Below are 21,325 nucleotides of genomic sequence, written 5' to 3'. Positions count from 1 at the left end.
TGCACAACAAAAGCCAGGAGACACCAATGAGTTCGCACATGGAGCACGCGCTGATCGTCGCCTGCATCCTTGGATTTGCCGCCATGGAATTCGTGACGCGGCGCTATCAAGCCAACGTGCGCGGCCGCGCCACGGCCAACGATGCCTGGCTGGAAGCGCTGATGTTCATCAGCCTTGTCGCCATCACCCAGCCGATCGCGCTGCTGGGCAGCAACGCATTGTGCAAGTGGCTCATTCCCGCGCAGCACAACGCCTGGGCCGATCTGCCCTGGTGGGCGATGACCGGGTTGCTGCTGATTGGCGATGACCTCACGCAATACCTCTGGCACCGCGCCTCGCACACACCGCTGCTGTGGCCGCTGCACCGTGCGCACCACAGCGCGTCGTACATGAGCGTGCGCGTGACGTACCGCAACAACTTCTTCTACTACCTGATGATGCCCGGGCTGTGGATTGGCGGCGTGGCCGTGTACCTCGGTTTTGGGCCGGTCTATGCGGCGTACCTGGTCGTCAAGCTGACCGTCATTGTGGGCGCGCATTGCGCCTGGCCTTGGGACGCGCCGCTATACCGCATCCGCATACTGCGCCCGCTGATGTGGGTGATCGAGCGGACGATTTCCACGCCCGCCACGCACTGGGCGCATCACGCACTCACCAACGCCGACGGCATTGGCCACTACAAAGGCAACTTCGGCAACCTGCTGTTCTTCTGGGATGTGCTGTTCGGCACCGCGCATATCACGCGCAAATATCCCGCCAAGATTGGCCTGCAGGACGACGTGCTGTTCGGCGCCGAGCCGTGGACGGCGCAGATGTTCTATCCGCTGGTGCAGTCCAAGCGCGAACATTCTGCGTTGCGCCCGGGCGGCGCGGCCATCACCGAAATGGAAGGGGATCAGGCCACCAGCGCTGGGCGGGAAGCGGCCTGAGCGGCCCAGCGCTTACGTATCGGCGTGCGTGACGGTGTCGAGCACGCCGAGATAGCGCGTCTCGCCGATCTGGCCCTGGGCGTCGAAGCGGCGTTCGGTCACGTCGAAGCAGCCGTCGTGCCGGATGCGCAGGATGGTGCTGGCACGCGTGCCGTAGCGCGGCGAGCGGATGAACGCGGCGGAAAGCAGCTTCTCCCACTCAGGGGCCACGCCGGTGGCGGGCAGGGCGCCGGTCGGTGCTTCACGCGTTTCCGACAGCAGATCGAGATAGCGCGCCACATCCAGCGCGTTGCCGTGCCGGCCCGTATCTGCGGCCAGCGCTTCGGCAAAGGCGGCCATGCGATGCCGCACCTTGAACCACGGCGTATCGAGCAGTGCGTTGGACAGCCCGTAGAGGCCGGGCGCGAGCTTGCGCGGCGCTTCGGCGCGGTTGCTTGTCCACCAGAGTTCGTCGCGCGTGGCGGTCAGCAGGTTGTAGCCGTTATAGGCGCGGTCGCGGGCGGCGAGGCTGTCGAGATACGCGGGCACCGACATGTCGTCCGCCATCAGGAAATTGGAGACGAGTTCCCCGCGCGAGCGTGCATCGGGCCGGCGCTCGGACGGCGCGCGGTAATTCGTCAGCGCGGCAAAGCGGCCGTCGCGCGTCATGCCCATCCACGTGCCTGCGTGACCGACCACCTGGGCCATGTCACGCCCGGCCAGCACATTGGGCGCGTCGCTCCACCACGCCAAGGGCGCGGCGGGACGGTCATAGAATTCGTCCCGGTTGGCGGCCACCACCAGCGCGTAGGCGGGGTGGGCGTGCCAGGCCGTGAGAATCAAACACATGAGCACTTCCTTTGAACATGCCGCGCAACGAACGACCCATGGTCAATGTGACGACCTGTGTCGCGCGGGCTTCGGCCAAGCATAGCAGCCTGCCGGATTTTTGCGATGAGGATTGCGGCAGGGCGCCGTCAGCTGTTTTCTAGATCGACAAACAGCTCTGCGTGGCGTTCACCCGCAACGAATTCGCGCGGGCCGCCGGTTTCCCACAGCGCCGCCAGCGTGGCAGCAAATGCGGGCGGGACGTCGTCGTAAGACTCCATCCAGGTGGCCTGGCCGTCGCGTGTTTCGGGGCGGCGCATCAACGCGCCCGCCACGCCGGTCGCTTCTTCCACGGTCTCGAGCCAACGCTGCCAGCGCGGCAGGGCAGCGGCAGCGTCACGCTCGGCGATGCGGAAGTAGACGAACAGGTGGTCGGCCATGATGGGGGCGGTATCAGGCGTTTTCTGAAACGGGAATGACGTACGGCAGCGCTTGCAACGTCAGCGCCGGGCCGTCCGGCGTGGCGAGATGGATCGCGGTGTCGAGCGCGTCCAGCTTCAACTCGACGAGCAGGTCGGTCCCGCCATCAGGCGCCATGGCTGCATTGACCACCATGCCGCACGGTTGGTTCGGATCGGCTGCGCTGTAGACCTCGGCGCCGGCCGACGTGGGGGCATTGACGTGCGCGCGCTGCATGCGCCGCTTGAGTGTGCCGCGATACTGGCTGCGCGCCACAACTTCCTGCCCGGGGTAGCACCCCTTGCGGAAATCGACGCCGCCGAGCAGCTCCAGGTTCACCATCTGCGGGACGAACTGCTCCTGGGTCGGCAGGGTGATGTGCGGCACACCCGCTTGCAGGCTCAGCCAATCCCACACCTCGGTGCCGACCAGCGACAGGCGCGACGACAGCGTCTTCCAGGCGTCCTGAAAATGCTCGGCATGCACCATCCATTGATAGCGGGGGCGGCCGCCGGCATCCGGCAGGCGGACGACCGCGCCGAATTGCTGGCCGACCGTGGCAGGCTGCTGCGCCACCGCGTTGACGGTATCCGGCTCCGGCAACACGGCACCGGCCTCACGCAGCGCGTCCGCCGCGTCCGGCCCGGCGACGCCGATGGCGATGAACTCGTCCATCGGGCGCAGCTTGGCCTTGGCGCGCAGCACGAACATCGACAGGCGCTTGGTCAGTGCCGGCGCGATGGCCTTGTCGGTCTGCAGCACGAACGTATCGGCCTGACGCCACACCAGCAGCGTGGCCAGCAGCCGACCCTTGGGCGAGCAGTAGCCCGCCAGGCGCGCCTGGTTCAGGCCCAGGCCCGTGACGGCGTTGGTCAGCTGGTTATGGAGAAACTCGGCGGCATCGGCGCCTTCGACGGCGATGCGCGCCAGATCGGTCGGCGCACACAGCACACTGCCGCGCGTAGCGGCGTCAAATTGCACGTCGAGCGGGGGAAAGCTCAGCGTATCGACAAAATCGTGGAAGACATCGTTCATGGTGCGGGGCGGCCTGAGATTGACCCGGTATTATATTGGGCTGTCTAAAGGGCAGCTTGTGCCCTGTCTATCCATTTCAAGAGTGCGGAAATCGCCGGTGTCGGCCGGTTCCTCACACAGATTCGCAACAGAATGCTCTCTTTTCTCAAGCGCCTGGTCCTGCTGGCCATCCTGATTGTGCTGGCAGCGGCAGGCGGCGTGGTGTGGTGGGCCCAGCAACCGGTGAGCCTGGCGGCGTCGCCGCTGGAGGTGGTGATCAAACCGAACTCGAGCGTGATCTCGGTCGGCAAGCAACTGGCCAATGCCGGCGTGGGCGTGCAGCCGCAGCTGTTTTCACTGCTGGCGCGCGCCACCGGCAACGCCAAGAGCCTGAAAGCCGGCGGCTATGCGCTGGAAACGGGCGCGACGCCCCTGTCCATCCTGGACAAGATGGCGCGCGGCGACGTCACGCATTACGTGGTCACCGTCATCGAGGGCTGGTCGATGCGGCAAATGAGGGCGGTGGTCGACGCCGAGCCTGCGCTCAAGCACGACACGGCGGGCATGTCGGATGCAGACCTGATGCGCAAGATCGGCGCGCCGGAGGCCAACCCCGAAGGCCTGTTCTTTCCCGACACCTACCTCTTTGCGCGCGGCAGCAGCGATGTGGAGCTGTATCGCCACGCCTACCAGGCCATGCAGAAGCGCCTGAACGATGCCTGGGCCAAGCGCTCGCAGGATCTGCCATACAAGACGCCGTACGAGGCGCTGACCATGGCTTCGATCATCGAAAAGGAGACCGGCCAGAAGCTGGAGCGCCCGATGATCGCCGCCGTGTTCGTCAACCGACTGCGCAAGAACATGCTGCTGCAGACCGACCCGACGGTCATCTACGGCCTCGGTGCCAGCTTTGACGGCAATTTGCGCAAGCGCGACCTCCAGACGGACACGCCGTACAACACCTACACGCGGACCGGCCTGCCACCCACGCCGATCGCGCTGCCGGGCATGGCGTCGCTGCAGGCGGCGCTGAACCCGGCGTCGTCAGACGCGCTGTATTTCGTGGCGCGCGGCGACGGCAGCAGCCAGTTTTCGACCAACCTGACGGACCACAACCGGGCCGTCAACAAATATCAGCGCGGCCAACCATGACCGGCAAGTTCATCACATTCGAAGGGATCGACGGGGCAGGCAAGAGCACGCACCTGGCGTGGTTTGCGCAGCAACTGCAGGCGAAGCTCGCGCCCCTGGGCAAAAAGGTGGTCGTCACCCGCGAGCCGGGCGGCACGCCGCTGGGCGAGCGGCTGCGCGAAGTGCTGCTGCACGAGCGCATGCACCTGGAAACCGAAGCGCTGCTGATGTTTGCCGGCCGCCGCGAGCACATTGCCGAAGTGATTCAGCCGGCCCTGGACGCCGGCGATTGGGTCATCTCCGACCGCTTCACCGATGCCACGTTCGCCTATCAGGGCGGGGGCAGGGGCCTGGCGATCGACCGGCTGGAGGTGCTGGAGCACTGGGTGCAGCGGGGCCTGCAGCCGACCAAGACCCTCCTCTTCGACCTCGCGCCCGAAATTGCCGCTGCACGCCTGGCCGATGCCCGTACGCCGGACAAGTTCGAAGCCGAGTCCGCGCAGTTTTTCCTGCGCACGCGTGCCGAATACCTGCGCCGCGCAGCGGCGGAGCCGGATCGCTTTGTCGTGATCAACGCCAACCGCGAGCGCACCGATATCCAGAAAGACTTAGAGAATGTGCTTGCAACACTCTGATTCTGCAGGCAATTTCGGATACGGAAATAATGGTTTCACGACGAGTTTCTGCATCAACAATCTAACGTAACCCATTGATTCATGATGCTTTATCCTTGGCAATCCGCTGACTGGTCTCGTCTGCAAGCAATGCGGGCCAAGTTGCCGCATGCGATTCTGCTCAACGGCCAGGCTGGTACCGGCAAGCGCGATTTCGCCATGCATTTTGCGCAAAGCCTGCTGTGCGATACGCCGGCGGCCGATGGCCAGCCGTGCGGCACGTGCGCGGCGTGCAACTGGTTTGCGCAGGGCAACCATCCGGATTTCCATCTCGTGCGTCCTGAAGCAATGGAAGACGCGCCCGAGACAGAGAAGGACGCCGACGGCAAGAAGAAGGCGCCCAGCAAGATCATCCGCATGGAGCAGGTCCGCAACCTCATCGAAGGGGTGGGGGTCGGCACGCACCGCGCCGGGTTGCGGGTGGTCGTGCTGTATCCGCTCGACGCGTTGCAGACTGAAGGCGCCAACGCGCTGCTCAAAACGCTGGAAGAGCCGCCGCAGAACACCGTCTTCCTGCTGGTGACGGATCGTATCGACCGCATCCTGCCGACCATCCTGTCGCGCTGCAGGCAGTTTCCGCTGCAGCCGCCGCAGCCCGAGGCTGCGCGCCAGTGGCTGGAGCAGCAAGGCGTGCCGCATGCGCAAAACCTGCTGGCCGAGTTCGGCAATGCGCCGCTGGCCGCGCTGGCCGCCGCCGAATCCGAAGACCGCCCGCTGCTGCAATTCCTGCTCGAACAATTGGGCCAGGGCGCAAAGCTGGACGCACTCGCCACGGCAGATCATTTACAGAAATTGTCGGTGCCTGCCGTTCTCAGTACCATGCACCGGTGGGTCTTTGACCTGATGGCGGCACGGCTGGCGGGGCGTCCGCGTTATTTCCCGGGGCAACGCGATGCGCTGCAACGTTGCGCGAATACCATCCCGCTGGATCGCCTGGAACGTTTCGCGCGTGCCTTGCCGGAGCGGCGCCGCACCGAGCAGCATCCGCTTGCTGCGCGGCTTGTCATCGAAAGCCTGTTGATGGATTACCGGCAGCTGTTTCCCGCTGCCTGAATCCGAACCTGCACCTGAACGTTTGCACTTTGTGGACACCCTGTGAGCACTGCACCTCTTCGTACGCCCGGCACTCCCGTCACCCCTGGCACACCCGCTGCAGCCGGCACGGCCCCGGGCGCACCGACCCGTCCGGGCATCGTCTCGCTGGCCATTAAGGATGAAGCCGGCCTGCATGCCGCGTATATGCCGTTCCTCAAGAACGGCGGCATCTTTGTGCCGACGCAGCGCCCTTACCGGATCGGCGAGGAAGTCTTCCTCGTGCTCTCGCTGCTGGACCGCCCGCAGAAGTATCAGGTGGCCGGCAAGGTGGCCTGGATCACGCCCGTAGGCACGCCGGCCAAGACGCCGGGCATTGGCGTACATCTTGGCGAAGATGAGCAGTGCCGCGTGCTGCGCCGTGTGATCGAAGAAGTGCTGGGCAAGCAGATCAACTCGCAGCGGCCCACCCAAACCCTCTGATTTCTACCTGATACGGCGCACGAAGTTTGCGCCGTAACTTTCTGATTATTCGATGTTTGTCGATTCCCACTGCCACATCAATTTCCCCGACTTGCGCGCGCGCCTGCCTGAACTGCTGACGCGCATGCGCGAGAACCGCGTCACCCACGCGCTGTGCATTTCCGTCACGCTCGAAGACTTCCCGAGCGTGCTCGAGATCGCCGAGCAGGAGCCGAACGTGTACGCCACCGTGGGCGTGCATCCCGATGCCGCGGCGGACGTTGAAGAAGGCCGGTCCATTGAAGAGCCCACGCTCGAGCGTCTGCTGACGCTGGCCGATCATCCGCGCGTGGTCGGCATCGGTGAAACCGGGCTCGACTACTACCGCCTGGGCGACCGCACCGTGGCCGACATGGAGTGGCAGCGCGATCGCTTTCGTACGCACATTCGCGCGTCGAAGCAGACCGGCAAGCCGCTGGTGATCCACACGCGCTCGTCGGCCGACGACACGCTGGCGATCATGCGCGAGGAAGGCGCCGAGGCCGCGCGCGGTGTCATGCACTGCTTTACAGAGACGTGGGACGTGGCCAAGGCCGCGCTGGACCTGGGTTTCTATATCTCGTTCTCGGGCATCGTGACGTTCAAGAATGCCGTCGATCTGCAGGAAACCGCCAAGAAGGTGCCGCTGGACCGCATGCTGATCGAGACCGACTCGCCGTACCTGGCGCCGGTGCCGTTCCGCGGCAAGACGAACGAGCCGGCGTACGTGCGCCACGTGGGCGAATTCCTGGCAACGCTGCGCGGCGAACCGCTGGACCGGATTGCCGGCGTTACCACCGAGAATTTCTTCAATCTATTCAATGCGATACCGCAATAACTTGAAGCAAGCAATGAACAAAATCGGCCTCGCTGGTGCGTTGACGATGGCGCTGTCGGGTGTCGCACTCGCCACGCCGCAGGACGATCTGCGCAACGCCGTCGAATACAACCGTCCGGCGCTGGTGCAGAAATATGTCGCGCAGGGCGTCGACCCGAACCTGAAGACCCGCGATGGCACGCCGCTGCTGGTGGATGCGCTCAAGGAGAAGAACATCGAGGTGGCCGAGGCGCTCATCCGCGCCAAGAACATCGATTTCGAGCGCACCAATGCCGCAGGCGAAAACGCGCTGATGATGGCTGCCTACCAGGGCCTGCTGCCCATGGTGAAGCTGATGGTGGAAACGTACGACGTGGAGGTCAACAAGACCGGCTGGACCGCGCTGCATTACGCCGCCACCAACGGCTATGACGACATCGTCAAATACCTGCTCGACCACGCGGCCTATATCGATGCCGAAAGCCCCAACGCGACCACGCCGCTGATGATGGCGGCCATGGGCGGGCACATCACGACCGTCAAGCTGCTGCTGGACGAGGGCGCGGACATGAACCTGCGCAACCAGCAGAAGATGGACGTGATCGACTTCGCCAAGCGATATCACCAGGATGAAATTGCTGCGGGGCTGGAATCGCGCCGGCGCAAGCTGGCGGCGCAATCCGGCAAGCCTGCTGCAGCACCGGCGCCTGCGGCCGCAGTGTCGCAGCCTGCCAAGCCTGCAGCGCCGGATGTGCCGACGCCGATGCCGCCCGCCAAACGCGACGCGGCGGCGCCTAGCCCGGCCGGGCAGGATACGATCGGCACGCCGACCAACATGCTGTTTGACAGCAACCGCTAGACGCAGCCCGAACGGCCCGGCACGTCAGCGCCGGTGCCGGGCGTGATGCGCCTCACGCCCGCCGCGCTAGCCGCAAGCCGGTGAACTGCCACCGTTGGTGCGGATAGAAGAAGTTGCGATATGTCGCCCGCAGATGCCCCTCGGGCGACACGCACGATCCGCCGCGCAGCACCATCTGGCTGCACATGAACTTGCCGTTGTATTCGCCCACGGCGCCTTCGGCCGGCTCGAAGCCCGGATAGGGGCCGTAAGGGCTGGCAGTCCATTCCCACACATCACCGAACAATTGACGCAGGCTGCCGGCCTCGGCGATGCCGTGGTCAGGCAGCGGACGTAGCGCGCCCCGGCCGGCGAAGTTGCCTTGCACGGGCAGGCCCTCGGCGGCGTGCTCCCATTCGGCTTCCGTCGGCAGGCGGGCGCCGGCCCAGCGGGCGTAGGCGTCGGCCTCGTAAAAGCTGACGTGCGTGACCGGCGCGTCCAGATCCACCGGCTGCAGGCCCTGCAGCGACATCTGCTGCCATCCCTCGGCCTCGTCCATGCCGGCGCGCCAGTAGAGCGGGGCATCAATGCCTTCGCGCTGGACCCACGCCCAGCCGTCGGACAGCCACAACGTTGGCTGCCGATAGCCGCCGTCCTGCATGAAGGCGAGCCATTCACGGTTCGTGACAGGGTGCGTGGCCAACGCATAGGGCTCCAGCCAGACGGTGTGGCGCGGGCCTTCGCAGTCGAACATGAAGTCGGTGTCGGCTCCTGTCTCGGTTTTGCCGATCTGCACGGCACCGCCCTGGAAACTGACCCAACCCGGTTGCGCCGGGGCCGCATGCACGCGTGCTGCGGGCGCTTCGGCATAGGCCGGGCACAGCGGGTTCTGCGCAAACAGGTGGAGAAGATCGGTCAGTAGCAACTCCTGGTGCTGCTGCTCGTGGTGCAGGCCCAGGGTCACCAAGCGGGCAAGATCGTCCGATACGCCGCCGGACAGCAAGCGCTGCATGGCCGCATCGACATGGCCGCGATAGGCGCGCACCTCATCGAGGGTGGGGCGTGTGAGCATGCCGCGACGCGGGCGCGGATGCCGCGCACCCACCGTTTCGTAGTACGAATTGAACAGGTACCGGTAGCGCGCATCGGGCGAGCGATAGCCCGGCACGTTGGGGCCGAGGATGAATTCTTCAAAGAACCACGTCGTATGGGCCAGATGCCATTTCGCGGGGCTGGCGTCGTCCATGGACTGGACGGTGGCATCGGCATCGGACAGCGGCGCGGCCAGGGCCAGCGATTGGGCTCGCACCACGCCGTAGTGCTGCATCAGCGCGGGCAGGGCGGTGGTCGGCACATCAAGAACGGGCGATAGGCGCATGGAGTCTCCAGAGCAGGCAGCGAGGACAGCACAGCAGCAACTGGGCCATGCCGCGGCGCACGCAATGACGCACGCCGCTTGCCCATGTTCGTAAGAAGCATATGCGAGCTTTGTAACTTTGCCATGCGCACACCGGCGATGCTGCGTTGCGACGATGGCTGCACCGCAGCATCGATTGTCATGAAACAGTCACTGCGGCCACCTAGGATGTAAACGTTTACAAATTCCTGGGGGCGCGCAGTGGGCAGCAGCATCAAGGATGTCGCGACACATGCCGGCATTTCGATTGCCACCGTGTCGCGGGCCGTCAATACGCCGGAGCGGGTGAGTGCCTCGACGCTGGCCCGGGTGCAGGCCGCCATGGATGCGCTGCACTATCGCCCGAATGCGCTGGGCCGACAGCTGCGCGCCGAGCGCACGGGCTTGCTGGGCGTGGTGCTGCCGTCGCTGGCCAACCCGGTGTTTGCCGAATGCATGCAGGGCATCGAGGAAGCCGCGTCCATCACAGGCCAGCGCGTGATGCTCATGACCACCGCCTACGATCGCGAGCGTGAAGCCCGCGCCATCGAGACCATGCTCGAGCAACGTGTCGATGGCCTGATCCTGACCGTGGCCGATGCCGCTGCCAACCCGCACCTCGATCGCCTGGACGCCGAGCACGTGCCTTATGTGCTGGTCTACAACGATACGGTCGGCCAGGCGCGCATTCCCGCCCGCTGCTGCGTGACCGTCGACAACCGCGCCGCCGCACGCGACGCCATCCGCACGTTGCTCGCGCAGGGTCACCGCCAGATCCGCATGCTGACGGGCACGCTGGCGGCGTCGGACCGTGCGGCGCTGCGCCACGAAGGCTACCGAGAAGCGCTGGAAGCGGCCGGCATTGCACCGCAGCCGCCCGTCGAAATTGATTTCAATGCCGACGCCATGCTGCCGGCCGAGCTGGCCCGCCTGCTGGCGCCGCCACGCCCGACCGCCATTTTCTGCAGCAACGACCGCCTTGCCTTGCTCACCATCCGCTCGCTGCGCGAGATGGGCCTGCGCGTGCCCGAAGACGTCAGCGTGGTCGGCTTCGATGGCCTTGCGATGGGGCAGTGGCTTTCGCCGACGCTGGCCACCGTGGCGCAGCCGCACCGCCGGATCGGCGCCGACGCGGCCACGGCCCTGGCCCGCCGCATCGCCGGCGAGGTGGTGCCGTCGATTACGTTGCCGCACCGCCTGCTGGCGGGCGGCACGCTGGCCCGTGCGCCGGCGGAAGCGTCTCTCTCCGTTGTTTCCTCCCTCACGTCTGATACGCAAGGAGCGTCTCGATGAAACGTCTCGTTCAATGGCTGCGCGTGTGCGGCCTCGTGGCTGCCGGCGCATTCGCCGTGGCTGCGCCGGTGCAGGCACAGCCGGCCGGCCAGCAAGTCGCCATCTGCTACAACTGCCCGCCCGAATGGGCTGACTGGGCCAGCCAGATCAAGGCCATCAAGGACAAGACCGGCATTACCGTGCCGTTCGACAACAAGAACTCCGGCCAGGCCATCGCGCAGATGCTGGCCGAGAAGTCGCACCCCGTGGCTGACGTGGCCTACCTGGGCATCACGTCTGCGTATCAGGCCAAGGAAAAGGGCCTGGTCGCCAACTACAAGCCCAAGCATTGGCAAGACATTCCGGCCGGCATGAAGGACCCGGATGGTGCGTTCTTCTCGATCCACTCCGGCACGCTGGGCTTCTTCGTCAACAAGGACGCGCTGGAAGGCAAGCCCGTGCCGCGCTCCTGGAAAGACCTGCTCAAGCCCGAATACAAGGGCATGGTCGGCTACCTGGACCCGAGCAGCGCCTTCGTCGGCTACGTGGGCGCCGTGGCGGTCAACCAGGCCCTGGGCGGCACGCTTGACGACTTCAGCCCCGCCGTCGAATGGTTCAAGCAGTTGAAGAAGAACGCGCCGATCGTGCCGAAGCAGACCGCCTACGCGCGCGTCGTGGCCGGTGAGATCCCCATCCTGCTCGACTACGACTTCAACGCCTACCGCGCCAAGTACAAGGACCACGCGAACGTGGAATTCGTGATTCCGCAGGAAGGCACCATTGCCGTGCCGTACGTGATGAGCCTGACCGCCGGTGCGCCGCACGCCGACAACGCCAAGAAGGTGCTGGATTTCGTGCTGTCCGACGAAGGCCAGACGCTGTGGGCCAACGCCTACCTGCGCCCCGTGCGCGCCAACGCCATGAGCAAGGAGGCCGCCTCGCGCTTCCTGCCGGCCAGCGAATACGCCCGCGCAAAGACGGTCGACTTCAACAAGATGGCAGCCGGCCAGCAGGCGTTTGGCACGCGCTACCTGAACGAGGTCCGCTGAGCATGAGCACCGTCACCCGAACCACCTTGCCCGACGATGCGGTGTTGCCCGCACGGTGGCGGGTGGCGTTGCTGGCACCGGCCGTCGCGCTGTTCTGCGCGTTCTGGCTGCTGCCGATGGCCGCGCTGCTGCGTGTGAGCGGCAGCGAAGGGCTGGTCGCCACCTACACGGCGGCGCTCACCACACCACGCTACCTGGGCAGTCTGTTCTCGACGGTGGTGCTGTCCGCGGCGGTCACGCTGGCGACGCTCATTCTCTCGACCATCGCCGGGTTGTTTCTGGTGCGCCACAACGTGCCGGGCAAACGAATGATTACCGCCATGCTGACGTTTCCGCTGGCGTTTCCCGGCGTGGTGGTCGGCTTCATGGTGATCCTGCTGGCCGGGCGCCAGGGCCTGCTGGGTGACCTCACGCACAAGCTCGTCGGCGAGAAATGGGTCTTCGCCTATTCCATCGGCGGGCTGTTTCTCGGCTACCTGTATTTCTCGATTCCGCGCGTGGTGCTGACGGTCATGGCAGCGGCGGAAAAGCTCGATCGTTCTTTGGAAGAGGCGGCACGCTCGCTGGGTGCATCGTCGTGGCAGGTGACGCGCGATGTACTGGTGCCCGGGCTCGCGCCCGCCCTGATCGCCTCGGGGGCCATCTGCTTTGCCACGTCGATGGGCGCATTCGGCACCGCCTTTACGCTCGCCACCGATATCGACGTGTTGCCGATGACGATCTATACCGAGTTCACGCTCAACGCGGGTATTGCGATGGCGGCGGCGCTGTCGGTGGTGCTGGGCGTGGTGACGTGGCTGGTGCTGGCGATTGCGCGTACTGCGAGCGGTAGCCCGACGGGGGCGGCAGCATGAAGCGCGCTTTGTCCATTGCCCAGTGGGGTATCACGCTGCTGCTGTGCCTGTTCCTGATCGTCCCGGTCGTGCTGTCGATGGCCGTGGGCCTGACACGTAACTACATCCGCGGATTCAAGAGCGGTTGGACGCTCGATTGGGTCGCCCAGGTCTGGGATATGTATCAGGCGTCGATCTGGATGTCGCTGCTGGTGGCGCTGTGCACGCTGGTAATTGTGCTGGCGGCGGGCGTGCCGGCGGGCTATGTGCTGGCCCGCCGCCAGAGCCGTGCGAGCCGCCTGATCGAAGAATTCCTGACGCTGCCCGTGGCGCTGCCCGGCTTGGCGACGGCGCTGGGGTTGATCGTGGCCTATGGCGGCTTTGGCGGTTTTCGCGAGAGCCTGTGGTTCATCGTCGTCGGGCATGTGGTGTTCACGCTGCCGTTCATGGTGCGCTCGGTTGCAGCCGTGGCGGCAGGCCAGAACCTGAAGACGCTGGAGGAGGGCGCCGCCAGCCTGGGCGCGTCGTTCTGGCAGCGCTTTCGCACCATCGTTCTGCCCAACGTGCAGCCCGGCATCCTGGCCGGGGCATTGACAGTCGTGACGCTCTCGGTGGGGGAGTTCAACCTCACCTGGATGCTGCACACACCGGAAACCAAAACCCTGCCGGTCGGCCTGGCTGACACCTATGCGTCGATGCGCCTGGAAATCGCCAGCGCCTACACGCTGATCTTCTTCGTCATGATCGTGCCGCTGTTGGTGCTGATGCAGCGCTTTGGCGGCCTGCGGGTGAACAACGGAAAGGCTTCCCGATGAGTACCGAACCCCTACATCTCGCGCCCGTGCCGATCCGGCTGCGTGGCTGCGGAAAACACTTCGGCGGCCAGCGCGTGCTGGAGTCGATGGACCTCGACATCGCGGCGGGCGAAACCGTCGTGCTGCTCGGCCCCTCGGGCTGCGGCAAGACCACCACGCTGCGCATCGTCGCAGGCCTGGAAGCGCCGGACGCCGGCGGCACCGTGCACTTCGGCGACGAAGACGTCACCGCGCGCCCGATCGAGCGCCGCCGCGTCGGCATGGTGTTCCAGAGCTACGCGCTATTTCCCAACCTGAGTGTGCGGGGCAATGTGGAATACGGCCTGCGCATCCAGCGCCGGCAGAACGGTTTGTCCGACACGCAGATCAGCGCCCGGGCAAACACGCTGCTGGAGATGATGCACCTCACGCCCTATGCGGATCGCGGTGTGGCGCAGCTTTCCGGCGGCCAGCGCCAACGCGTGGCCCTGGCGCGCGCGCTGGCACCCGAACCGCGCGTGCTGCTGCTCGACGAACCGCTCACGGCGCTCGACGCCAAGCTGCGCGAATCCGTGCGCGCCGAGATGGACCGCCTGCTGCGCGGTCTCGGCATCACGACGATTTATGTAACGCACGACCAGGAAGAAGCGATGGCGCTGGCCGATCGCATCGTCGTCATGGAAGCCGGCCGCATTGCGCAGATCGGCACCCCGCGCGAGATTTACTTTCAGCCGGCCAACCGGCACGTAGCGGATTTCATCGGCATCATGAACCGGCTCGACGGCGCGCGCGAGGACGGCGCATTCGTCTGCGCGGGCGGTCGCGTACCCGTGCCGGCCGGCGACGGCAATGCCATCTTCTTCCGCCCCGAAGATGCCGTGCTGGCCGACCCGGCACAGGCGGCGCTGAGGGGCACGGTCGAGTCGGCGGTGTTTCTGGGTTTTCGCACCCGCGTGCGCGTGGCGGGTGTCTCCGCCACGCCGCTGTTTATCGACGTGCCCGGCCGCCAGCACTTTGCGCCGGGCCATGCGGTCGGCTTCGATATCCCGGCAGACCGCCTCCTGACCTTGCAAGCCTGATGCCGATGCACTTCCTGCAACTGACCGACCTTCATATCAAGCGCCCGGGGCGACTGGCTTATCGGCGCGTGGATTCGGCGGCGTATTTGGCGCGCTGCGTGGCGCATATCCTCGCGCAGCCGGAGAAACCGGACGCCATCGTCCTGACCGGCGACCTGGCCGACGCCGGCGCGCCCGAGGAATATGCGCACTTGCGCGCGCTGCTGGCGCCGCTCGATGCAGCTGGTATCCGCATGCTGCCGGTGCTCGGCAACCACGATGGCCGTGACGCCGCGCGCGAAGCCTTTGCCGATTGGCTCGCGCCCATTCCGGCTGATGCGCAAGACACGCGCGCCTTCCAGTACTGGACCGACATTGGCGACGTTCGCCTGATCGTGATCGATACGCTGGACACCGGCCATCCGGGCGGCCGCCTGGGCGTGCGGCGTCTGGATTGGCTGGCCGAGGCGCTGGCGCATGAAACGCAACGCCCGACCGTCATCGCGATGCACCACCCGCCGTTTGCCACGGGCATCGGCCACATGGACGTGCAATCGCTCGCCGCCGAAGACATCCCGGCTTTCGCGCAGATCGTGCGTGCCGCCGGCAACGTCGAGCGCATCCTCTGCGGCCATCTGCATCGCTCCATTGACGTGCGGTTTGCCGGGACGGTGGCGTCGACTTGCCCGTCGCCGGCGCACCAGGTGGCGCTGGATCTCGACCCGGACGGCGAGCCCGGCTTCGTCATGGAGCCGCCCGCCTACAAGGTGCACGCGTGGGTGCCGGGGCAGGGCCTGGTGAGCCACCTCGCCTACGTGGGGCAATTCGATGGCCCGCATCCGTTCTTCGAGCCGGACGGGCGGCTGATCGACTAAGCCGCTTCCACGGCGGCGGCCATCCGCGCGACCAGTGCATCGACGTCGTTTTCCGCCGATGCGATGGACGCGCGTAACCGCTCGTCGGCAAACTCGTCGTATTCGATGGCGACGGATGCCACATCGGTGATGCCGATGTAGCCGAATGCCGTGGCGACGCCGGCCTCGACGTGGTTCAGGTGCGCAATGCGCTGGCCGGGGCCGTAGCCGAAATCCCCGCGCGCGCTGAGGATGACGAGGCGCTTGTTCATGCCGGCCAGCAGCGGCCAGTAGGGGTCGCCTGTGCGGCTGCGGTCGAAACCGAACGTGCGGCCCACGCGCACGATGTTGTCGATGTACGCCTTGAATTGCGCGGGCATGCCGAAGTTGTACATCGGTACCCCCGCCACGATCACGTCGGCGGCAAGCAGCTCGTCGACCAGCGCATCGCTCTGCGCCAGCCGTTCATGCATCCACGGTTCGCGCTGCGCGGGCGGCGTGAACGCGGCATGGACCCAGCGGCCATCGACCGGCGATGGCGGTTCGGCGGCGATGTCGCGATAGACAACCTGCGCGCCGGGCTCATGCTCAAGCCAGCGCTGCACGAAGCGCGACGAGAGCCGGCGTGTGTGCGAGCCATGGCGCGACGTATCGGAGCTGCCTGGCCGGGCGCTGGAATCGAGGTGCAGCAGACGGTTGGGGTGGGTCATTTGCGTATCGGTCTGGAGTGGAGATGCGACCACTCTACGAACCGCGCTGCACCGCGACAAACGACATGTTTTTTGCCCCATGGATGACATGGATTCATCCATGCGCCCCATGCGGCAAAAGCGCTCATGACACAATCCCGTGCATGCGAAAACTGCCTCCCCTGAGCGCACTGCGCGCTTTTGAAGCCGCCGCGCGCCACCTCAGCATGAAGCGCGCGGCCGACGAGCTGTCGGTCACGCCCACCGCCGTCAGCCATCAGATTCGCCGCCTGGAAGAGACGCTCGGCGTATCGCTGTTCGAGCGCCACGTGCGTGCGCTGCGCCTGTCCGCCGCCGGCGAGCAGCTGTATCCCGTGCTCTGTACCGGCTTTGACGCCTTTGCGCAGGCGATTGATGCCATGCGCGGTGCACCGGCGCAACCGGCGCGCCAGTGCGTCACGCTCACGGCGCCGATGGGGCTCGCTGCGCGCTGGCTGGTGCCGCGGCTGGGCGAATTCGCCATGCAGCATCCGGAGGTCGACCTGCACATTCATGCGTCTGACACCGTGGTGGACCTGCATGGCGGCAGCGCCGATCTCGCCGTGCGCTATGGCGATACGCCCGCCAAAGGCACCGGCCTCATCGCCGAACATCTTTTTGGCGATGCCTATGCGCCGGTGTGCCATCCGGCCCTGAACGTGCGCACCCACGCGGATCTGGCGTGCGTGCCGCTGATCCACTCCGAGTGGCAGCGCACCTTGCCTCAGCCGATCGGCTGGCCGATGTGGGCGCGCGCCGCCGGTATCGAGCACACGCTCAAGACCGACGCGGGCATCATGCTGTCCGACGACGGGCACGCCATGTCGGCGGCCCTCGCCGGGCAGGGCGTGATCCTGGCGAACCTGCCGCTGGTGCGCGATGCGCTGGACGCGGGCACGTTGGTCCAGCCGTTCGCGGCGCCGGTCATCCAGCGCTATGCCTTCTGGGCCCTGGTGCCGGCTGCGCGGCTTGAAGACGCCGCCGTGCGTGCTGCGTGGGACTGGCTATGCGCCTGCCGCGAAAACACGGCACACGCGCCTTCGTCAGTGCAATAGCGGCGACGTAGCACGCGCCGGCGCAAACGCCTCGTGCCACGCGTCCGCAAGTTGCAACAGGGCGAACTCCGACCGTGGCGGCGCAATCACCTGCAGGCCCAGCGGCAGGCCATCCGCAGTGAGGCCCGATGGCACGCTGGCGGCCGGTACGCCCGCCAGCGTGGCGCCGATCACGACTTCCATCCAGCGGTGATACGTGTCCATCGCGCGGCCCGCGACGGTCTTGGGCCAATGTTCTTCGGCAGGGAAGGGCGCAACCTGCGTGCACGGCAGGACGAGGAAATCGTAGTGCGCAAACTGCCGCAGCAGCGCCTGGTACCAGCTCGCACGCGTGGCGATGGCACGGTTGATGTCGATGGCAGTGCGGCTGCGTCCGTGCTCGATTTCCCAGATCGCTTCGGGCTTGAGCAAATCGCGCGTGGCGGCGTTGGCGTACAGCAGGCCGAGGTTGCCGGACACGCTCAGCGCGCGCAGCGTGCACCAGCATTCCCATAGCGCGTCCATGGCGAAGAAAGGCCGCACTGTCTCGACATGGCAGCCCAGCGTGTCGAACGTGTCGAGCGCATGCTCGTTGACGGCCAGCACTTCGGCGTCGATGGCCAGGTAGCCCCCGAAATCCCCCAACCAGCCAATGCGGGCCTGCCGGAAGTCACGGTGCAGCGGCTGCATGAAGCATGCCGGGTCGTCGCTCAGCGACAGCGGCGCACGCGGGTCGTAGCCGGCCTGCGTGGCCAGCAACCACGCGAGGTCTTGCGGATTGCGCGCCATCGGGCCTTCGGTGCCGAGTTGCTGGAAGAACACGTCGCCGGTCGGTCCGTAAGGTACGCGACCGAGGCTCGGGCGCAGGCCGTAGATGTTGTTCCAGGCGGCGGGGTTGCGCAGCGAGCCCATCATGTCGCTGCCGTCGGCCACGGGCAGCATGTTCAGCGCCAGCGCGGCGGCCGTGCCACCGCTGCTGCCGCCGGCCGAGCGCTCGGGGTTCCAGGCGTTGCGTGTGATGCCGTACACGCGGTTGTAGGTGTGCGAACCGAGGCCGAACTCCGGCGTGTTCGTCTTGCCGATCAGTACGGTGCCTTGGCGGCGAATGCGCTCGACGACGATGCTGTCGTGTGTCGGCACATTGCGCGCCATGGCGAGACTGCCCATCGCCGTCACCATGCCCGCCGTGGCGGCAAGATCCTTGGGTGCCTGCGGAAAGCCATGCATCCACCCGCCGGACAAGCCTTGCGACAGCAGCACATCGCGCTCGCGTGCCTGGTCGATGGCGGATTCGGCATCGATGCGGGCGACGACGGCGTTCACCGTCGGGTTATGGCGATCGATCTGCGCAAGGAACGCCTCCATGACTTCGACGCACGACACATCGCGCGCGTGGATGCGCCGCGATAGCTCGATCGCGCTCCATTGCACGATCTCTTCGTTGGTGGCCGCCGGTGTGGCTGCATGGCTCAGATTCGCTTGCATTGCTCGACTCGAAGTTCACTTCACGCGGTCAGGTAGGTCTGTGCCAGTCGCACCCAGGCGGCCGCGCCCAACGGCAGCACCTGGTCGTTGAAGTCGTACCCAGGGTTATGCACCATGCAGCCGCCGAATTCACCTTCGCCGTTGCCGAGGATCAGGTAGCAGCCCGGCACTTCGTTCAGCATCCAGGCAAAGTCTTCGCTGCCGTTGAGCCCCTTGGGCGCCTGCGTGACGACGTTGGCCGCGCCCACCAGTTCGGTGCAGACCTGCTGCGCCAGTTGCGTCTCTGCCTCGGTGTTGACCATGGGTGGCGTCAATTGACGATAGTCGATCTGCGCCTCGACGCCATGGGCTTGAGCGGTCAGGCTGACGATCTCGCGAATGCGCATTTCCACCAGTGCACGCGTCTCGGGCCGCGCCGCACGCACATTCAGGCCGATCGTCACCGATTCCGGAATCACGTTGTGCGTTGCCCCGCCGCGAATGAAACCGACCGACACCACCGCCGTGTCATCGGGCGCGACGTTGCGTGCGACCACGGTCTGCAAGGCGGTGATGATGGCGGCCGATGCGGCAATCGGGTCACGCGCGCGATGCGGCATCGCGCCGTGTCCGCCCATACCCTTGATGGTGACGTCGGCCACGTCGGAAGACAGGCTCACCGGCCCCGGCAGCACGCGGAAACTACCGGCCGGCACACCCGGCATGTTGTGCAAGGCATAGACGGCATCGCACGGGAAGCGCTCGAAGAGGCCGTCTTCGATCATGGCGCGCGCACCGCACAGGTTTTCCTCATCGGGCTGGAAGATGAGGTTCAGCGTGCCGTCAAAATCGCGGCTCTCGGCCAATGCCTTGGCCGCGGCGAGCAGGATGGCGGTGTGCCCGTCGTGGCCGCACGCGTGCATCTTGCCGTGGTTGCGGCTGGCGTAAGGCAGACCGGTTGCTTCAACGATGGGCAGGGCGTCCATGTCTGCACGAATGCCGAGACGGCGCGTGCCGCTGCCGAGCTTCAACTGGCCCACCACGCCGCTCTTGCCGATGCCGGTGTGGACCTCGTAGCCCCAGCTTTTGAGCAGATCGGCCACCAACGTGCTGGTGGCGCCGACCTCGAAACCGAGTTCAGGCTGCGCGTGAATCTGGCGGCGGATGTTGACGAACGTTTCCGCATCGATGTGGACGGGCGGCAGCAGATGCGGCAACAGTTGGAACGGCGTGAGCGTGGGGGCTTTGGTCATATCGGGGCTCCGGGGTGGGCGGTAGGAATCGGGTTCAGTGCGTTTCGCGCGCTTCGCGCAGGCTCAGCACGGTCAGCAGCGTGATGGCGCTGCACGCCATCATGTAAAAGGCAGGGGAGAGCGGATTGCCGGTGCAGGCCAGCAGCCACGTCACGACAAACTGGCACGAACCGCCAAACACCGTGACGCCGATCGCGTAGATGACCGACAGGCCGCTGGCGCGCACCTTGATGGGCAGCAGCTCCATCATCATGAGCAGCATGGGCGTGGTGCCCAGGTACAGCGTGCCGGTCAGCAGCGCCGACAGCACCAGCACCAGCGGCACGCTTGGGTAATGCGTCATCAGCCAGAAGGCCGGATACAGCGCCGCCACGGTGACCAGCGTTGCGCCCACCACCAGCGGCTTGCGGCGCGGCAGGCGGTCGGCCAGCCAACCGGAAAGGAGCGACGCGCCAAAGCTCGTCAGCCCTGTCACGCAACCGGCCAGCAGCGACAGCGAAGGCGGCAGATGCAGCTCGCGGATCATGTAGGTCGGCATGAAATAGATCACCAGATACGTGCCGACCGTCCCGCCGATGATGGTGAGCACGCCTTTGACGACGAGCCCGCCATGGTCGCGGAACAAGGTGCCGAGCGGGCTCGGCGCATGCGCTTCTGCGGTGTGCGTTTCATCCAGGTGCGAGCGGATATAGAGGCCCACCGGCGCAATCAGCAGACCGAGGAAGAACGGCACGCGCCAACCCCAGCTCTGCAGCGCTTCCGGCGACAGGCTGCCGTACAGAATGGCTGCAGTCAGCGCGCCGCACAGCGCCGCAATGCCCTGGCTGCCCAGTTGCCAGCTCACGCGAAACCCGCGCCCACGGATACCGCCGGACTCCATCAGCATCGCGGTCGAAGCGCCGATTTCGCCGCCCAGCGAAAAGCCCTGCAGCAAGCGCCCGGCCAGAATAACCAGTGGGCCGAGCAGGCCGGCGGAGGCGTATGTGGGCGCAACCGCCAGGCACAGCGTGCCGATGACCATCAGCCCGATCGTCAGCGTCATCGCGGCCTTGCGTCCGTGGCGGTCTGCATAGTTGCCGATCACGAAGCCGCCGAGCGGGCGCATCACAAAGCCGATGCCGAACGTCGCCACCGCCAGCAGCAGCGAGCCATACGCGCTGTCGGACGGAAAGAACAGCTTGCCGATCATCAGCGCGAAGAAGCTGTAGACCGTGAAGTCGTACATCTCCAGCGCATTGCCGATCGAGCATGCGGCGATCAGCCGTGCCTGGCCGACAGGCTTGGGCGCAGCAGCAACCGAGGCGGGCAACGGCGTCTGCAGGGTGGCGTCATTCATGTGGATCTCCATCCGGGGGATTGGCGAGAGGGCTTCTGCGAACCCTTGGGCG

The 21,325-nt window shown here is 66.0% G+C and carries 22 protein-coding genes; 14 read left to right on the top strand and 8 right to left on the bottom strand.

Annotated elements, in window-relative coordinates; genetic code table 11:
* Positions 1–26: 26 nt before the first annotated feature.
* Positions 27–929 (top strand): sterol desaturase family protein, encoded by a 903-nt coding sequence (locus tag ABIC76_RS21215; RefSeq protein WP_354535154.1) that lies wholly within the window; start codon positions 27–29, stop codon positions 927–929.
* Between the two features lie 12 nt (positions 930–941).
* Here the strand turns inward: ABIC76_RS21215 and ABIC76_RS21210 are convergent, their stop codons facing one another.
* From ABIC76_RS21210 to ygfZ, 3 genes are all read right to left on the bottom strand, one after another.
* Positions 942–1,757: an NRDE family protein gene (locus ABIC76_RS21210; protein ID WP_027681435.1), complete on the bottom strand. Its 816-nt coding sequence runs from the start codon at positions 1,755–1,757 to the stop codon at positions 942–944.
* Between the two features lie 128 nt (positions 1,758–1,885).
* Positions 1,886–2,176 (bottom strand): DUF4936 family protein, encoded by a 291-nt coding sequence (locus ABIC76_RS21205; protein ID WP_027681436.1) that lies wholly within the window; start codon positions 2,174–2,176, stop codon positions 1,886–1,888.
* A 13-nt stretch (positions 2,177–2,189) separates the two neighbouring features.
* Entirely contained in the window at positions 2,190–3,230 is a 1,041-nt protein-coding gene (ygfZ, locus tag ABIC76_RS21200) for a CAF17-like 4Fe-4S cluster assembly/insertion protein YgfZ (RefSeq protein WP_316887853.1), read from the bottom strand.
* A gap of 132 nt (positions 3,231–3,362) precedes the next feature.
* Here ygfZ and mltG point away from each other — a divergent pair, with 132 nt between their 5' ends.
* From mltG to ABIC76_RS21170, 6 genes are all read left to right on the top strand, one after another.
* Positions 3,363–4,361, top strand: a complete 999-nt coding sequence (gene mltG / locus ABIC76_RS21195) for an endolytic transglycosylase MltG (protein ID WP_354535153.1) — start codon at positions 3,363–3,365, stop codon at positions 4,359–4,361.
* A complete protein-coding gene (gene tmk, locus ABIC76_RS21190) occupies positions 4,358–4,975 on the top strand; it encodes a dTMP kinase (RefSeq protein ID WP_354535152.1) in 618 nt (205 codons plus the stop codon). Before mltG ends, tmk begins: the two co-directional genes overlap by 4 nt.
* 81 nt (positions 4,976–5,056) lie before the next feature.
* Positions 5,057–6,067, top strand: a complete 1,011-nt coding sequence (locus ABIC76_RS21185; protein ID WP_206272099.1) for a DNA polymerase III subunit delta' — start codon at positions 5,057–5,059, stop codon at positions 6,065–6,067.
* Positions 6,068–6,109: 42 nt separating this feature from the next.
* Positions 6,110–6,529: a PilZ domain-containing protein gene (locus tag ABIC76_RS21180; RefSeq protein ID WP_027681441.1), complete on the top strand. Its 420-nt coding sequence runs from the start codon at positions 6,110–6,112 to the stop codon at positions 6,527–6,529.
* A gap of 52 nt (positions 6,530–6,581) precedes the next feature.
* Positions 6,582–7,385: a TatD family hydrolase gene (locus tag ABIC76_RS21175; protein WP_354535151.1), complete on the top strand. Its 804-nt coding sequence runs from the start codon at positions 6,582–6,584 to the stop codon at positions 7,383–7,385.
* Positions 7,369–8,223 (top strand): ankyrin repeat domain-containing protein, encoded by an 855-nt coding sequence (locus ABIC76_RS21170; RefSeq protein WP_354535150.1) that lies wholly within the window; start codon positions 7,369–7,371, stop codon positions 8,221–8,223. The genes ABIC76_RS21175 and ABIC76_RS21170 overlap by 17 nt, the downstream gene beginning before the upstream one ends.
* Positions 8,224–8,275: 52 nt before the next feature.
* Here ABIC76_RS21170 and egtB read toward each other — a convergent pair whose 3' ends face one another.
* Positions 8,276–9,580 (bottom strand): ergothioneine biosynthesis protein EgtB, encoded by a 1,305-nt coding sequence (egtB, locus tag ABIC76_RS21165; protein ID WP_354535149.1) that lies wholly within the window; start codon positions 9,578–9,580, stop codon positions 8,276–8,278.
* Between the two features lie 240 nt (positions 9,581–9,820).
* Here egtB and ABIC76_RS21160 point away from each other — a divergent pair, with 240 nt between their 5' ends.
* From ABIC76_RS21160 to ABIC76_RS21135, 6 genes are read left to right on the top strand one after another with little or no spacing between them, the layout of a single operon-like run.
* Positions 9,821–10,891 carry a LacI family DNA-binding transcriptional regulator gene (locus ABIC76_RS21160; protein ID WP_354535148.1) on the top strand — a complete coding sequence of 357 codons (1,071 nt, stop codon included), beginning with the start codon at positions 9,821–9,823 and terminating at the stop codon, positions 10,889–10,891.
* The gene (locus ABIC76_RS21155) at positions 10,888–11,919 is read left to right on the top strand and encodes an ABC transporter substrate-binding protein (protein ID WP_354535147.1); all 1,032 of its coding nucleotides are present in this window, start codon (positions 10,888–10,890) and stop codon (positions 11,917–11,919) included. Before ABIC76_RS21160 ends, ABIC76_RS21155 begins: the two co-directional genes overlap by 4 nt.
* 2 nt (positions 11,920–11,921) lie before the next feature.
* Positions 11,922–12,773, top strand: a complete 852-nt coding sequence (locus ABIC76_RS21150; RefSeq protein ID WP_322016700.1) for an ABC transporter permease — start codon at positions 11,922–11,924, stop codon at positions 12,771–12,773.
* Positions 12,770–13,567, top strand: a complete 798-nt coding sequence (locus tag ABIC76_RS21145) for an ABC transporter permease (RefSeq protein WP_232042826.1) — start codon at positions 12,770–12,772, stop codon at positions 13,565–13,567. Before ABIC76_RS21150 ends, ABIC76_RS21145 begins: the two co-directional genes overlap by 4 nt.
* A complete protein-coding gene (locus ABIC76_RS21140) occupies positions 13,564–14,625 on the top strand; it encodes an ABC transporter ATP-binding protein (protein WP_354535146.1) in 1,062 nt (353 codons plus the stop codon). Before ABIC76_RS21145 ends, ABIC76_RS21140 begins: the two co-directional genes overlap by 4 nt.
* 5 nt (positions 14,626–14,630) lie before the next feature.
* Positions 14,631–15,479 (top strand): phosphodiesterase, encoded by an 849-nt coding sequence (locus ABIC76_RS21135; protein WP_354535283.1) that lies wholly within the window; start codon positions 14,631–14,633, stop codon positions 15,477–15,479.
* Here ABIC76_RS21135 and ABIC76_RS21130 read toward each other — a convergent pair.
* A complete protein-coding gene (locus ABIC76_RS21130; protein WP_102067220.1) occupies positions 15,476–16,168 on the bottom strand; it encodes an FMN-dependent NADH-azoreductase in 693 nt (230 codons plus the stop codon). The genes ABIC76_RS21135 and ABIC76_RS21130 overlap by 4 nt on opposite strands.
* 143 nt (positions 16,169–16,311) lie before the next feature.
* Between ABIC76_RS21130 and ABIC76_RS21125 the strand changes: the two genes are divergently transcribed.
* Positions 16,312–17,241 carry a LysR substrate-binding domain-containing protein gene (locus ABIC76_RS21125; protein ID WP_102067219.1) on the top strand — a complete coding sequence of 310 codons (930 nt, stop codon included), beginning with the start codon at positions 16,312–16,314 and terminating at the stop codon, positions 17,239–17,241.
* On the opposite strand, the gene ABIC76_RS21120 is transcribed toward ABIC76_RS21125, so the two are convergent.
* Genes ABIC76_RS21120 through ABIC76_RS21110 form a run of 3 tightly spaced genes read right to left on the bottom strand, consistent with a single transcriptional unit; the run spans position 17,230 to position 21,273 of the window.
* Positions 17,230–18,705, bottom strand: a complete 1,476-nt coding sequence (locus ABIC76_RS21120) for an amidase (protein WP_354535145.1) — start codon at positions 18,703–18,705, stop codon at positions 17,230–17,232. The genes ABIC76_RS21125 and ABIC76_RS21120 overlap by 12 nt on opposite strands.
* Before the next feature lie 20 nt (positions 18,706–18,725).
* Positions 18,726–19,937, bottom strand: coding sequence for a M20 aminoacylase family protein (locus ABIC76_RS21115; protein WP_112184854.1), 1,212 nt, complete (start codon positions 19,935–19,937; stop codon positions 18,726–18,728).
* Positions 19,938–19,971: 34 nt separating this feature from the next.
* Entirely contained in the window at positions 19,972–21,273 is a 1,302-nt protein-coding gene (locus ABIC76_RS21110; RefSeq protein WP_354535144.1) for an MFS transporter, read from the bottom strand.
* Positions 21,274–21,325: the final 52 nt, after the last annotated feature.

Origin of the sequence: Ralstonia sp. 1138 (genome assembly GCF_040544795.1) — a bacterium.
Lineage (GTDB): Bacteria > Pseudomonadota > Gammaproteobacteria > Burkholderiales > Burkholderiaceae > Ralstonia > Ralstonia flatus.
The sequence above is the reverse complement of the archived record's forward strand: the minus strand, read 5'-3'. Positions and strand labels throughout refer to the sequence as shown.